The sequence below is a fragment of the Nostoc linckia z4 genome, from assembly GCF_002608075.1.
Lineage (GTDB): Bacteria > Cyanobacteriota > Cyanobacteriia > Cyanobacteriales > Nostocaceae > Nostoc > Nostoc linckia.
In genome coordinates this window covers 61,868-76,124 of record NZ_LAHA01000024.1, presented here as the reverse complement: position 1 = coordinate 76,124, position 14,257 = coordinate 61,868, and the positions used below count along the sequence as shown (strand labels likewise).

The following is a 14,257-nucleotide window of genomic DNA, read 5'->3' as shown; positions in this document are numbered from 1 at the left end:
GTTGCAATGCAATGTAGAGACGTTGCAATGCAACGTCTCTACAAGGATTTTTATATTATGTACAATCAATTGTTTTTATAAATTAAATCAGCAACGCCCTAATTTAAATTGCAGATGTAGAGACGTTATACATAACGTCTCTCTACGTAAAATATGCTGTAGATGTTAATTAGCTTCAGCAAACATCGCCACTAAACGATTTGCTGGTTCTGGCATTGAAATATACAAACTGTTTGGTAAAGACCAAGCGTTACTTGGCTTATTGGGATCGAGATAAAAGTTGCATAAACCTTCAATGAACTTTTTCATCTTGGCGATGTCATAGCCCCAGGCTTTGATTGCAGGTAAAACTTCAATTTCTACGATTTTTAATAAATCATCGCGTCTGCTTGTCACCCTCATGGCATTAAAAATAGTCCATGCCATTTCTAATGCTTCAAGAGTGCCGTCATTACCGCCTTGATAAAACCATTCAATATCAAAATCAATCATTCGCACGTTTCCTTCGTCATCAATCATTTCATTACCGCCCCAACGGTCGGCATAAATGATTCCTTGTCTGTGAGCTAAATTCATTTCCTGCAAAATCTTTGGCAGAAATTTTACTTCTCCTGCTTCTAAAAACTCACATAAGGTTTTGCCTGTGACATATTCAATTAACATCCAATCTTCAGTTGCATGGATTAATTTGGGAACTGGTAAGCCAGCAGCTAAAGCCCGTTGGAGAAAATCAACTTCATCAGCAATATTTCTCAGTTTAAAGGAACCGCCATTTTGAATAAAACCAGTAGCTTCATACATATACTGCATATAAGCATCACCGGCTTCAGTGGAAACATCTCGTCTGGCACGAAAAACGTAGCGATCGCCTGCTATTGTAATGAATAAAATATGGTTAAATAATCCTTCAGACTCCGGTTTTTCTATTTTTGCTGTTTTTCCTCCAGGTAAATAATTTAAAGCCTGCTCTAACCCCTCAGCAATATCTTTTGGTAATGTATTTTTTAATTTTTCTTCAACTGAACTTTTCATCATCTTTAACCAATACTTAATTCTAAATTTTTTCCCAAAAAATCATAAAAATCAACCAAAATGCGATCGTAGTGAGAGGCAAATTCAAGTTGATTGATTTCTTCTCGACTAAAGTATGCTAACTTTTGACCTTCATGCAGTGTGATTTGGGAAATATCTAAATCGAGGCGTGTCCAAAAAATATGTTCGTCACACTCTTGCCAAAAATAAGACTTAAAAAATTTAATCTCGCCTAATTCTAATTCCATTTCCTCAACTAATTCTCTGCGAATCGTTGCTTCTGGAGATTCATTTTCTTCGATAAATCCTCCCAACAATGCCCAAGTGTTAGGAAAAGGAATAGAGCTTTTGTTGTCTCGAAGTACAAGTAAAACTTTCTGCTGACTGTTGATAATAATTATGTCTGCCCCTGGTGGTTCTCTCATTTTTATTACAATTTCATCAACTTGATTTAGTATATGGTAAAGAAATAATTTTATAGAAATTATCTTTATTTTTTAAGCTTTTAATTATTATAAAAATAGTTGACTGTTGACTGTTGAATGTTAATAACCTTAATCTGGGAACTTTATTTGATTTTTGAACAAAATTTCGTACATTTTACTCTTTTATAACCCTATTGCCTATTGCATAATCAAGGGTACATGATATCAGATGGTGCGTTATGCTTCGCAATAACACACCCTACACATACTGAATTCTGAATTCTGAGTTCTGAATTCTCCTTTAATTTTCAACGGCTGTCAGAGAAGGCGAATCAACTTCAGCATCAAAGCTCAAAGATTTTGGTAAATAAACTAGCATTGTCAGCATTTTGGCAAACATAAATAATATGATTGAAAGCCACAAAATATAGTTATTTTGGAAATACCAACCTGCTATAGCTGATGGGACAAATCCAAAAAATGTAGCGATAAAGCTGACGTTACGAACAATTTTACCTTCTGCTAAACCTAAGAAATATCCTTCGAGCATTGAAGCAACTGAATTGAATGCCAGGATGAAACATAAGCACCAAATATAATTATCAATATTTGCCGTAATTTCAGTGTGGTTTGTTAATATTCCAAACAGTGGTTGAGGGAAGAAAATACAAATTGTTGCTATACTCAGTCCAATAAACAAACTACTTGCAACTGAAACTCTTAGTAAAGGTAGAAACTTTCCTTTTGATTCACTACCTTTAAAGTTTCCACTTAAAGTTTCTGTAGCAAATCCCAGTCCATTAGTTAAGTAAACATTTAGCTGTGTGATTTGACCCAATAAAGAATTTTGGGTAAAAATTATCGTACCCATCATGGCACTTAAATTACTAAAAAATGCAAAGACAGACACTTCAGTGATAGTTCTCAGCATAATATCTCTATTGAGAGATAAAGTATTTTTCAAAGCAGACAAATCCATAATTTGTGGAAGCACTGCTCGTATTTCTTGCCACTGAACTTTTTGACTAGCTAAGATGATGCCAATAAACAACATTAAATATTGACTACATGCTTGAGATGCTCCAGCCCCCGTACTGTTCCAACCCCATTGAATAATAAATATGTAATCTAAAATTATATTGGCTGCGTTACCAATAGCTGAAAGTATCAAAACCTTAGCATTTTCCTCTCGTCCCAACAGCCAACCGATGAGAACAAAGTTGAGTAAAACAGCAGGCGCTCCCCAAATCCGAGCATTATAATATTCGATACCGGCAATTTTGATGGCCGCATCACCACTCAAAACCGAAAAACCTATTTCTCGTAAAGGATACTGCAAAGCTACTACAGCAATACCCAAAACCAAGCCGATTAAGCCATTGCGTAGTCCCACTAGCAGCACAGCCTCTCCATCGTCTGCTCCCACAGCTTGAGCTGTTAACCCAGTGGTTCCCATGCGTAAGAATTCAAGAATCAAATAGACGAGGCCAAATAAAATATTCGCAATGGAAACCCCCGCCAAGGCGTCGATTTCTTTCAAATGACCCAAAAAAGCCACACTGATTAAACCTGCTAGAGGTATCATCAGATTGGAAAGAATATTTGCGATCGCCAGACGAAAGAAACGCGGTACAAATTCGTACTGTTCTGAAAGTGTTAAGTTCATGAATTAATTCAGTAATCTAGCTTAGTTAGATTTACAGTGTTTTACAAGTTTTTTGGCAAATTTATGAGAAAGAAATAATTTTTACCAATCTCTTCTATTTTGCAGTAATAAACCCAAGATGCAAGGACAGATAAGACATTTAAGAAAAATTCTGACACAGATATAAGAATTAGAGCGGTGGTATCAAATCTGTTAGTATCATAATTGTATATTTTTTAACGCAGAATAACGCAAAGTTTTTGGAGTTGTGCGGTTCTACATAAAATTGCTAGGCTGTTCGCCATTGACAGTTAACAGTCAACACTCTCTTTTCAAGTTACAGGTTCATAGCGATCGCTTCTACATCTTCTATAGTCAATCCTAAAGCATCGGCTACTTGTTCTCTATTTAATCCTATACTCAGTAGTCTCGGTACTGCTTGTTGCAATTTTTGTTGTGCAACTTGGGCTTGTTGTTGTGCAACTTGGGCTTGTTGTTGTGCAACTTGAGACTGTGCCATTAATTGCAGAAATGTTATGAAAGGCTGACCATTTGGGTAGGAAAGTTGCCAGTTTTCGCCAGAGACATCAAAGGTAATTTGCAAGCGCGGACTAATCCATTTTTGATCGAAATCTACTGAGTCTAAACCGTATTCACCCCGTAACCAAACTTGTAGTTCATTATTTTCTGGATTGTATAGATAGTATTCCTCTACACCATATTGATTGTAGAACAGCAGCTTCCGGGCCATTTCTACTGATGTGTTCACTGGCGAGAGGATTTCAAATACTACTTGGGGCGGTTGGTTTGCTTCTTCCCACTGTTTATAAGAGGAACGACGACCTTTTGGGCGACCAATGGCAACCATTACATCGGGTGCATATTTAATCTTATTATTGCCTTCAATGGGATACCAAAATAAATCGCCGGCGATGAAAACATTTGGTTCCTCTGCAAAGAGAATATCTAAATTACCTTTAATCAGCACAATAATTTCAAAGTGTTCTGTATTATTTGCCATTGGCTGACCATCGGATTCTGGATAGATAATCTCCGCAGGTGCAGAAGATTCGATTTGGGAAACCATCGCTCTCACCTCTACTCTTGTTTTTATTTTAGGCGATCGCACCAATCACCTGCACACCAGCCGAAACATCTCATGCCCTAGAGCAATTTTATCAGCATTGGAATTTGACAACCCAAGAAACAAGACAAGATTGGTGCTTACGTTATTGTTTAAATCAAGAACAATTAGAACTTTTAGCAACCCGAAAGCTGAGAGTAGAAAAGTTCAATTGTCCGTGTTGAAAAAATAATTTCTGCACAGTTAGATGATTTTATGCGCCAAAGATTGTTGCAAGAAAAATTTGAAGATTGGTTTCAACAACAATTATATCAATTGTCGCCAGAAGAACAAATTTGGATGGGAATTAATAGTAAATCTGCACAGTTACAAGAAGTTGCATAGTAATTTGTTAAGTGAAGAAGTAATAAGTAAACGAACCGCCAAGGACGCAAAGAGCGCAAAGGAAGAATGTAATATCAATAGGATATTGAGCGTTATGGGTTACTAGAAATAGATATAAATTCACAATTTACACAAAGTTTCTCTTTAATTTATTCTTTGCGTCCTTGGCGCTCTTGGCGGTTCGTTAATCAAAACTAGTTGTGCAAGCAAATGAAAAATTTCGCAATGCTGCGGCACTATCTCAAGAAGATTTGTTAGCTAAATTGTTGACTGTTGACAGTTAACAGTTAACTGTCAACAACCACCCCAGTGTAGTTATGCTTTTTTAGCGCGCATTAATTTAGGAACTCCAGAAAATAAACTATTCCAGTGAAAGCGTTGACGGTTCACAGTCAACAATCAACAATCTTCTGTAGAATATTTTTTTACCTGGAATTCCCTTATTACTCATTTTCATTCAGCCGTTGTACGCTCCAAAAATGTTCTGCAAAGGCGACGGCGGGATGAATTGGAGCTTTGGGCTTGGTTTTGAGTACCATAGAAGCTTCATGAGGTAAGCGATCGCTTTTGGTTGAGTTACACTTTTCGCAAGCTGTGACAACGTTATCCCAGCTGTGTTGTCCACCCTTGGAACGAGGTATCACATGGTCGAGGGTTAAACGCTTGCTGCTACCACAGTATTGACAAGTGTGGTTATCGCGCTTTAGTACTTCACGACGATTTACAGGTGGTACTTTCCAGTGTCGTTCTGGATTACCCGTTGTCAAACGAATATGTTCCGGAACTTGTAGTACAACACTAGGCGAACGAACTTCCCACTGCTTTGTACTGCCAAAATCCAATGATTCTGCTTGACCAGTAACTAACAGTACTATTGCTCGTTTGATGTTGATACGTGCTAATGGTAGGTAGTTTTTGGAAAAGACCACCACCGAATTTTGTAGTATGTGTGGTTGCTGAGTTTGCTGCTGGACTTGCATGTGTAAAAGGCTCCTCAAAAAAATAACCCCCACTTTTGGTTGTCAAAAGCGGGGGTCAGGTAGTTGATACGTTTTGCCTGATTATGGGTGCTATGAGACAGTTGCACCTCCCGCTGTGAAAAATTCCATGTGAATTGAGCGCTAGAGCGATGGCTCTAATTATGCTTTCACTGGCATATTGACCCACCAATAACCGATACCTTTCCTCAAAAACAGACGCGCCAAATCCTGTCCCCGAACCCTTGCTTGGTTGACGATGCATCATGGTATCAATGGTTAAAGAGAATTTCCTGATGGTGGATAACATTGTAGTATTTGTAGTCGAAACTAATTTTATAATACAAGTTGTAGTATTTATTTGTCTAGTGTAAAAATTTCTGGGAGATGAAGACAGATAGTAATTAGGGGAATATTTCAAGCTTGAACAGCACATTCTTCAATTATGACACTTTCATCAGGATTAGTTGCCTAAAATGAATCTTTTGTAAAGATATTCGTGAGACTTGACGGACTTAATCTAGGACGGTATTAACTGTATCCATGAATGGGACTATTGGTATTAAATTTAGTACCCTATAAAAGTAGACGTTTTTGTTTCCAGCCAGGGCTACTCGACTATCAGTCTAAGGTTATGCATCCACAACCTGCTTATGGCAGGTTTTATCGTCTTTAAGTTTTATTCGTAGTTTTTTACAAAAATCTGATGACACAAATTCAAACTCTAGCAAAGCGCACAGAAGAACTGCGCCAATTATTACAACAAGCCAGCTATGCTTATTACGTCTTGGATGCTCCCATAATGGAGGATGCAGTTTATGACCAGTTATATCGAGAATTACAACAACTAGAAATTCAGCATCCAGAATTAACCACACCAGATAGTCCCACTCAGCGGGTGGGTGAGAAACCGGCGACTCAGTTTACTTCGGTGCGCCACAACATTCCCCTGTATAGTTTGGAAAATGCCTTTAACATCAGTGAATTGCAAGCTTGGGAACAACGTTGGCGGCGACAAGTACCGAAACTAGACTCAGTAAAATATGTCAGTGAATTAAAAATTGATGGTTCTGCCTTGGCTTTGACATACCAAAATGGCATTTTAGTCAGGGGTGCAACTAGGGGTGATGGGGTGATGGGTGAAGATATCACCCAAAATGTACGGACAATTCGCTCAATTCCGCTACGGTTGAATTTTGAAGGTTTAGAAATTTTAGAAAGGGTGGAAGTTAGAGGTGAGGCTTTTTTGCCGTTGGAAGTATTTAAACAAATCAACGAAGAAAGGCAAAAAGCAGGGGAACAATTATTTGCTAATCCTAGGAATGCTGCGGCTGGTACTCTCAGACAACTAGACTCGCGCATTGTCGCTAAGCGGCGACTAGATTTTTTTGCTTACACCTTGCACATTCCCGGTAGAGATGACGCCAGTATTGCCAATACCCAATGGGAAGCGTTGGAATTGTTAGAAAAAATGGGTTTTCGAGTCAACCCTAACCATAAATTGTGTGCTTCCTTAGAAGAAGTAGCAGAATATTATGAATACTGGGATACCGAACGGCTGAATTTACCTTACATGACTGATGGCGTAGTGGTAAAGTTGGATGCTTTTAAACTCCAAGAACAACTAGGCTTTACCCAGAAATTTCCCCGTTGGGCGGTGGCTTTGAAATATCCCGCCGAAGAAGCACCCACCCGTGTGGAAAATATAGCTGTGAATGTGGGGAGAACTGGGGCGTTAACGCCGTTAGCCCAGATGCGTCCCGTACAACTGGCGGGGACGACGGTTTCCCGCGCTACTTTACATAATAGCGATCGCATTGCTCAATTAGATATCCGCATCGGTGACACTGTAATTGTCCGCAAAGCCGGAGAAATCATCCCAGAAGTAGTTAGAGTACTCAAAGAACTCCGCCCTGCTGACACCGAACCCTTTATTATGCCTACCCATTGCCCAGTATGCGGTCAACCGGTGGTGCGAGAATCAGGTGAGGCTGTGACTCGCTGCGTCAATGCTTCCTGTGCAGCCATTCTCAAAGGTTCCATCGAACATTGGGTAAGCCGTGATGCTTTGGATATTAAAGGTATGGGTGAAAAGTTGGTATACCAACTCGTTGATAAAGGTTTGGTGCATTCCGTTGCCGATTTATATGAGTTGACAGAAGAAAGATTATATGATTTGGAAAGAATGGGCAAAAAATCGGCAGAAAAATTGATCGATGCGATCGCTCAATCAAAAAACCAACCTTGGTCAAGGGTATTGTATGGTTTAGGCATCCGTCATGTAGGTAGTGTGAATGCCCAACTGTTGACTCAAAAATATGCCACCGTAGAAGAATTAGCAGCCGCAAAACAATCAGATATTGAAGGTATTTATGGTATTGGCGCTGAAATTGCTCAATCTGTTTATCAGTGGTTTCGCATTGATGCCAACCAAACATTGATAGAACGCTTGCAAGCAAAAGAATTGCAATTTACTGCCACAGAATCAACAGAAACAGTTAATAATATTAATGAAAAGTTTGCTGGAAAAACTTTCGTAATTACGGGTACATTGCCAACTCTAAAACGCGATGAAGCCAAGACATTGATTCAAAAAGCCGGCGGAAAAGTGACTGATTCTGTGAGTAAAAAAACAGATTATTTAGTAGTAGGAGAAGATGCCGGTTCTAAGTTAGAAAAAGCCATTTCATTGGGAGTTAACCAGCTAACCGAAGCACAGTTATTAGAGATGGCTAATAATTTGTAATTCGTAATTCGTAATTCGTATTTTCTTGAGTTGTTGTATGATGAATTCCTGTCTACAGAGAAGGATGTTCCAAATAGGGATTCATACCAGGAAATGGAGAAGGCATAACTGAAAATCCCACGGCTATTAAACTATCGCTCTTGCTGAGTTTAACAAAAAGCCGTGGGATTCTTGCTTTATGGGGATTCCTTGCTAAGGCGGCTACAAGTTATGATGTTGCACCGCATCTCAACAGCAAGAAGTTTCCATTAATTCCGATTTCAGGGAATTGGTAAAGGGCCTAACTGGTTGAGCGCTGTCGTCAACAGTGACAAGTTTCCATTAATTCCGATTTCAGGGAATCGGTAAAGTATTGGTTGAAAACCCGACTTTGAAGGAAGTTCAGTTTCCATTAATTCCGATTTCAGGGAATCGGTAAAGTTCTAGGGAAAAATGCGGAAGGAAAGTTTGTTCTTGATTGTTTCCATTAATTCCGATTTCAAGGAATCGGTAAAGGGAAGGACACAAAAGAGACCAGTGGAGTAGAAAACGTTTCCATTAATTCCGATTTCAGGGAATCGGTAAAGCAGATTTTACATGCGGTCAATTCGTAGCAAAATTGTTTCCATTAATTCCGATTTCAGGGAATCGGTAAAGTCGTCATAAAGTAGTCTTAGTTTCAGATTTTGATATGCTTGAGTTTCCATTAATTCCGATTTGAGGGAATCGGTAAAGTGGCCGGTCATATTGACGCGGTCTACTCAGCTCTAATGTTTCCATTAATTCCGATTTGAGGGAATCGGTAAAGCGGGTTGAGGGTATTACTAGGCGCTTGCGGCCTAGGGGTTTCCATTAATTCCGATTTGAGGGAATCGGTAAAGCAGAGACATAACTGTGGAAACAGTGCAGCAACCAAAAGGTTTCCATTAATTCCGATTTGAGGGAATCGGTAAAGAGTTCGTTCAGGAGGCTTTGCCCCGCAAGGCTTTCAGCCGCCAAATCGACACACCTCTGAAAAAGACTATATATCTTGTGAAAAATTAAGTCAAACACACACCTCAAACCCTTGTCCTGTAAGGTATCGACACACCTCAACGAGAAATATAGGGTTTTGAAGATTTGGCGGGGTGTGTCGATGAACATCTGATACAAAAATTTTACCGATATAGTTGGGTAAATTTTGGTATTTTTGGTAGTATTCTAGCTAGCATCAATTTGATGAAAAAAACCTCTAAAGTGCTTTTTCCATGAAAAGAAGACAAATTCTTGGCTTTTTGGGTATAGCAATTGCTGGTTTATTGCTAGCAATTATTTTACCACTAGTTACTCCTTCTCGTGTAGTCGCCCAGTCAAACAACATACTTGTGTCAGCCGCTGCTAGCTTAAAAGATGCGCTGGAAGAAATTAAGCCTGTGTACCAACAAAGTAAATCAAATGTGAATATTACTTATAATTTTGGGGCTTCTGGTGCTTTGCAGCAACAAATTGAGCAAGGTGCGCCAGCAGATATTTTTATTTCGGCAGGTAAAAAACAAGTAGATGCTTTAGAACAAAAAGGATTGCTTTTAGCAGGGACGCGTACCAATTTAGCAAATAACCGTCTGGTTTTGGTAGTAGCTCAGGATGTTGTGGGCATCAATAGCTTTTATGATTTAACAGATGCCAAGATTAAAAAAATTGCGATCGGTGAACCCAGAAGCGTACCCGCAGGGCAATACGGTGAGCAAGTTTTAAAGAAATTGCAACTTTACGATCGCCTCAAACCCAAATTAGTCTTTGCTAATAATGTCCGTCAAGTCTTAGCAGCCGTAGAAACTGGTAACGCCGAAGCCGGTCTAGTTTATGCCACTGATGCCAAAATTTCCAATAAGGTAAAAGTTGTAGTTGCTGCTGATGATAAGTTTCACTCACCGATAGTCTATCCCATCGCTGTGGTCAAAAGCAGTAAAAATCCTACTGCTGCCAAGGAATTTGTCCAGTTTTTATCTGGCCCTCAAGCTAAAGATATACTCAAAAAATATGGGTTTATTGTCCCTCAATAGCTAGCAGCTTGTTCTGGATAGGTTTGTAGTCAACATTTTATACCATTTCACAAAATACCTAATACAAATAGATGGTTAAGGGCGTACAGCTGTACGCCGCTACAGCCTATTCATCTGTTCCAAAGATTTTTGCTCATGAATCAAGTTAGATTCCTACACAGCAATCCTAATAATGTCTATTTAAAAAGCATATAAATAGTAAATTTTCTAACTTTTGGTTGATGAGATTGGTAGTTATTCAAAGGAAAATTCTCCTAGATTTCAAAAAAATCTAAAGAAAAATATGTCCAGAATCAAAATTACCGACTTACAACCTGACAACCACATGAAAGAACCCAAACTATTTGAGGCAGATATGATAGCAATCACTGGAGGAATTCAAGTGAGGCTCTTAGGTGATAATTTTGTCAATTTGATATTCAACGGTTTTATATTGACGATTTAAATTGAACAGCAAATTCAAGACACAAAAATTAAGCGTAACCCAGGTATGTGTTGGGTTACGCTTCTTTGTTGTATTTAAAAAGTTTACCCCGCCTTAATACCAATTCACCAAAATAAGTAGGTCAACTTAATTAAACATAAAACAATGGTAGTGGCGTGTCTAGACTAAAATAGTGCATTAATAAATTCTTGTGGGGTGGGCATCTTGCCCGCCTGGACGGGTGAGGACACCCATCCCACAATAAAATCTATTGCAACATTTAAGACTTGTCATGCTACTACATTTATTTATTGACATCTACGTATGACGTTTTTTTAGGTTGAGCTACTTATTAATACACATACAATAACCTGTAGAGCGGCTGTTCGCCCTTACACTTGTATTTGTGTCATTTATAAAGTGAAAAGTCTTAAATAGGGTCTGCCTTCGCGCAGGGTACAGCCGTTGCGTAAGGTAGGGGCGAGGGCGAACAGCCGTTCGCCCGTACAAGTTGTTGTATGTGTATCAATATTACAGTCAACAGGAGCCAGTGCGTTGGATGGGTTAAGAGGCTTGGTAGCGCAGCGTCTCCCTTAATAGATAGAATGGGCGATCGCTGATTTTGTGACATTTACTTCCTGCTTGCAACCTTACTTCCCTTAGATGCAAGCCAAGCAACTGCGGGAAAAATTGATTCAATACGCCGCCGACACCAAAGACAATACGGTGAGTAACACGTTTGTGCAGTTGTTGAGAACGAGATAATTCGTAATTGGTAATGGGTTACACCCCTGCTCCTATCTTGCCAACTATTATTCTTGATGTTAATGTGACCACTGTTACTACTTTTAGGCTAAAAAATGTCGTCACTAACCATTACATTTATAATACCAGACGCTATGCAGATATCTGCGTGCAATTTGGTACAAGGCCCTTTGAAATTGCACAATTCCACTCTCTAGAAAGATGCAAAGATGCAATTTGAATGAAGATGAGCGGATGCGGGTGTTTATTTGGTAATCCTTGATTAACAGTAAACCAAACACCATCTGCTCAGATTCTATCTGAAGGTGAATTAAGTTTAACTTAATTATTGATTATTTAATTAAATAATTTAATCAGAAGTTAGAGGCAAAAAATTGTTTTGTGTTGAATAAACTTGACAATATGCAAACATCGAGCGATAAGTAAGTGTGACTCACAAAAAATATATAGCAATCCCAAATAATTGCTGAGATGTTATATGTTAGAGTCCTTGACTGTCAACCGTTAACAGTCAACAGTCAACAGTCAACACCAATATGTTTCAAAACTGAAATAGGATTCCTATATGCAAATAATACTTTTGGTAATTGATTTTTAGATATTAAAGATGTTAATATCTTGAAATAAGTTGATTAGGGGTTGATTATTTTGAATAATTAACTTCTAATTTATCAAAGACAAAAATTGATTAGTCTTGCCAATGGATAGATTAGCGGTGTAAAAGGGCTATGAGTCTGGGTATCTAGACTTGATACCAATAAATTCATTAGGTTACATAGGAGTGAATAACCATGAGCAACTTAACATCTCCACAACCCGAAGTACAAAAAACGCAGAAAAAAAGCTTAGTTGCAGATAAAAAAGCTCGAACTACAGATGATATTGTGCGTATTTATCTGCAAGAAATCGGACGTGTAGATTTGTTGACTCGCGAGCAAGAGGTTATTTTTGCCCAACAAGTGCAGCAGATGATGAATTTATTAGCGGCTAAGGAAGAATTGGCTGTGAAACTAAACCATCAACCCACCTTGCAAGAATGGGCAGACAAAGCGAACTTGAGTGTTGAAGAGTTGCAGCAACAGCTAAGTCAAGGGCAGCAAGCCAAGCAGAAAATGATTCAAGCTAACCTGAGGTTAGTAGTAGCTGTGGCGAAAAAATATCAGCACCGCAACTTGGAATTTATGGATTTAATCCAAGAAGGAACTTTGGGTTTAGAACGGGGAGTAGATAAATTCGATCCGGCTCTTGGTTATAAGTTTTCAACCTATGCTTATTGGTGGATTCGTCAAGGAATCACACGAGCGATCGCTCAACAAGGACGTACAATTAGACTACCAATTCACATCTTTGAAAAACTGAATAAAATTAAGCGGGTACAGCGTGAATTATCTCAACAATTAGGTCGCGTTCCCAGCACAGCCGAAATTGCCGAAGCCTTGTCATTGACACCAAGTCAAATTCGTGAGTGTTTATTTTTAGCGCGTCAGCCCTTTTCCCTAGAAGCGCGAGTGGGGGAACAGCAGGATACAGAATTACAAGACATATTGCAAGATGACGGACTGTCTCCAGAAGACTACGCCGCCGAAGAATCCTTGCATCAAGATTTACAAAACTTATTATCAAAGCTATCTCCCCAACAGCGAGAAATATTAACCTTGCGTTTTGGCCTCACAGATGGACATGAACTTTCTTTAGCACAAATTGGCGATCGCATGGGCATTAGCCGAGAACGGGTACGTCAGATAGAACAAAAAGCTCTCAGTCTTCTCAGGCGTCAAAAGGAACAAGTACGCAGTTATCTAGCTAGCTAAGATTGTTTTTGGGACAGAATTCAGAACTCAGAATTCAGAATTCAGAACTCAGAATTCAGAATGAGTGAAAAATCAATCATCTTTGTAGGCGTTTTTGATTTTGTTCTACGGCTTAATTAATTGATTCTGTGAGCGTAGCGAATGTAACCTAGACCATTCTGACTCCTGAATTCTGACTCCTGAATTCTGACTCCTGAATTCTGAATCCTGAATTCTGACTCCTGAATTCTGACTCCTGAATTCTGACTCCTGAATTCTGACTCCTGAATTCTGAATTCTTATAATATACGTATTTGAAAAAAATTTTGATTATGAGTAGTTCGCAAACACTACAACAATTACAGGCGCAATGGATAACGCCGGAAAACTTTTCGCTTTATGGACAAGTAATCTTGGCGAGTCAAGATGGCAAAGCTTATGATACCGAAGATGCTCAATTAAACCTGCAAAATGGAACTCCGCGATTTTATATCATGCGGTTGAATAAAAGGGGGCGAAGATTTCATAAAATTACTCGCCACCTACAATGTACTCAATGTTTGGGTTCTTTGGAAGGCAAAGATTGGTTAATTGCAGTTTGTCCGCCAAATAATGATTTAAATCAACCAATTTTAGAAAAAATTGCTGCTTTCCGCATTCCTGGCAATTGTTTTATCAAATTACATCAAGGAACTTGGCACGCTGGGCCATATTTTGAGCATGAAACTGTGGATTTTTACAATTTAGAACTGGCTGATACAAATGTGGTAGATCATTTCACCCATGATTTTCTCAACAGTCATCAGTTAGAGTTTGAAATGGTCTAAGAGACTGGCGTTTTGTGTCACAATCTTAGGGACTTCCAAGTAAAAAAATATTCCACAGAAGATTGTTAACTGTTGACTGTTGACTGCTGAGTGTCAACCGTCAACGACCCCAAGCGGAATAATTTATTTTTTGGAGT

11 protein-coding genes and 1 CRISPR repeat array are annotated in these 14,257 nt (G+C 38.9%); of the genes, 6 read left to right on the top strand and 5 right to left on the bottom strand.

Features of this window, described 5'->3' with window-relative positions:
• Positions 1-165: 165 nt before the first annotated feature.
• From VF06_RS19815 to VF06_RS19800, 4 genes are all read right to left on the bottom strand, one after another.
• Positions 166-1,035: an RIO1 family regulatory kinase/ATPase domain-containing protein gene (locus VF06_RS19815; protein ID WP_099067680.1), complete on the bottom strand. Its 870-nt coding sequence runs from the start codon at positions 1,033-1,035 to the stop codon at positions 166-168.
• Positions 1,036-1,037: 2 nt separating this feature from the next.
• A complete protein-coding gene (locus VF06_RS19810) occupies positions 1,038-1,457 on the bottom strand; it encodes an NUDIX hydrolase (RefSeq protein WP_099067679.1) in 420 nt (139 codons plus the stop codon).
• 301 nt (positions 1,458-1,758) lie between these two features.
• On the bottom strand, positions 1,759-3,123 hold the full coding sequence (gene gntT / locus VF06_RS19805) for a guanitoxin biosynthesis MATE family efflux transporter GntT (RefSeq protein ID WP_099067678.1): 1,365 nt from the start codon (positions 3,121-3,123) through the stop codon (positions 1,759-1,761).
• A gap of 316 nt (positions 3,124-3,439) precedes the next feature.
• Positions 3,440-4,189: a Uma2 family endonuclease gene (locus tag VF06_RS19800; RefSeq protein WP_099067677.1), complete on the bottom strand. Its 750-nt coding sequence runs from the start codon at positions 4,187-4,189 to the stop codon at positions 3,440-3,442.
• Between the two features lie 252 nt (positions 4,190-4,441).
• Between VF06_RS19800 and VF06_RS42800 the strand changes: the two genes are divergently transcribed.
• Complete coding sequence (locus tag VF06_RS42800) at positions 4,442-4,570, top strand: hypothetical protein (protein WP_257207569.1); 129 nt, start codon at positions 4,442-4,444, stop codon at positions 4,568-4,570.
• A 443-nt stretch (positions 4,571-5,013) separates the two neighbouring features.
• Here the strand turns inward: VF06_RS42800 and VF06_RS19790 are convergent, their stop codons facing one another.
• Positions 5,014-5,550: an HNH endonuclease gene (locus tag VF06_RS19790; RefSeq protein WP_099067676.1), complete on the bottom strand. Its 537-nt coding sequence runs from the start codon at positions 5,548-5,550 to the stop codon at positions 5,014-5,016.
• Positions 5,551-6,253: 703 nt separating this feature from the next.
• On the opposite strand from VF06_RS19790, the gene ligA reads away from it, so the two are divergent.
• From ligA to VF06_RS19765, 5 genes are all read left to right on the top strand, one after another.
• Positions 6,254-8,293 (top strand): NAD-dependent DNA ligase LigA, encoded by a 2,040-nt coding sequence (gene ligA, locus VF06_RS19785; RefSeq protein ID WP_099067675.1) that lies wholly within the window; start codon positions 6,254-6,256, stop codon positions 8,291-8,293.
• Between the two features lie 241 nt (positions 8,294-8,534).
• A CRISPR array of direct repeats spans positions 8,535-9,227; the repeat unit is 36 nt; unit sequence GTTTCCATTAATTCCGATTTCAGGGAATCGGTAAAG.
• Between the two features lie 292 nt (positions 9,228-9,519).
• Entirely contained in the window at positions 9,520-10,314 is a 795-nt protein-coding gene (gene modA, locus VF06_RS19780; protein ID WP_099067674.1) for a molybdate ABC transporter substrate-binding protein, read from the top strand.
• A 283-nt stretch (positions 10,315-10,597) separates the two neighbouring features.
• A complete protein-coding gene (locus tag VF06_RS41025; protein ID WP_180267365.1) occupies positions 10,598-10,759 on the top strand; it encodes a hypothetical protein in 162 nt (53 codons plus the stop codon).
• 1,535 nt (positions 10,760-12,294) lie between these two features.
• On the top strand, positions 12,295-13,314 hold the full coding sequence (locus VF06_RS19770; protein WP_099067672.1) for an RpoD/SigA family RNA polymerase sigma factor: 1,020 nt from the start codon (positions 12,295-12,297) through the stop codon (positions 13,312-13,314).
• 311 nt (positions 13,315-13,625) lie between these two features.
• A complete protein-coding gene (locus VF06_RS19765; protein ID WP_099067671.1) occupies positions 13,626-14,120 on the top strand; it encodes an ureidoglycolate lyase in 495 nt (164 codons plus the stop codon).
• The last annotated feature ends 137 nt before the right edge of the window (positions 14,121-14,257 follow it).

Bases quoted from the DNA above. Each gene is read 5' to 3' on its own strand.
- VF06_RS19810 (WP_099067679.1), bottom strand. From the start codon at position 1,457: ATGAGAGAACCACCAGGGGCAGACATAATTATTATCAACAGTCAGCAG.
- modA (WP_099067674.1), top strand. From the start codon at position 9,520: ATGAAAAGAAGACAAATTCTTGGCTTTTTGGGTATAGCAATTGCTGGT.
- VF06_RS19815 (WP_099067680.1), bottom strand. From the start codon at position 1,035: ATGATGAAAAGTTCAGTTGAAGAAAAATTAAAAAATACATTACCAAAA.
- gntT (WP_099067678.1), bottom strand. From the start codon at position 3,123: ATGAACTTAACACTTTCAGAACAGTACGAATTTGTACCGCGTTTCTTT.
- VF06_RS42800 (WP_257207569.1), top strand. From the start codon at position 4,442: ATGCGCCAAAGATTGTTGCAAGAAAAATTTGAAGATTGGTTTCAACAA.
- VF06_RS41025 (WP_180267365.1), top strand. From the start codon at position 10,598: ATGTCCAGAATCAAAATTACCGACTTACAACCTGACAACCACATGAAA.
- VF06_RS19765 (WP_099067671.1), top strand. From the start codon at position 13,626: ATGAGTAGTTCGCAAACACTACAACAATTACAGGCGCAATGGATAACG.
- ligA (WP_099067675.1), top strand. From the start codon at position 6,254: ATGACACAAATTCAAACTCTAGCAAAGCGCACAGAAGAACTGCGCCAA.
- VF06_RS19770 (WP_099067672.1), top strand. From the start codon at position 12,295: ATGAGCAACTTAACATCTCCACAACCCGAAGTACAAAAAACGCAGAAA.
- VF06_RS19790 (WP_099067676.1), bottom strand. From the start codon at position 5,550: ATGCAAGTCCAGCAGCAAACTCAGCAACCACACATACTACAAAATTCG.
- VF06_RS19800 (WP_099067677.1), bottom strand. From the start codon at position 4,189: ATGGTTTCCCAAATCGAATCTTCTGCACCTGCGGAGATTATCTATCCA.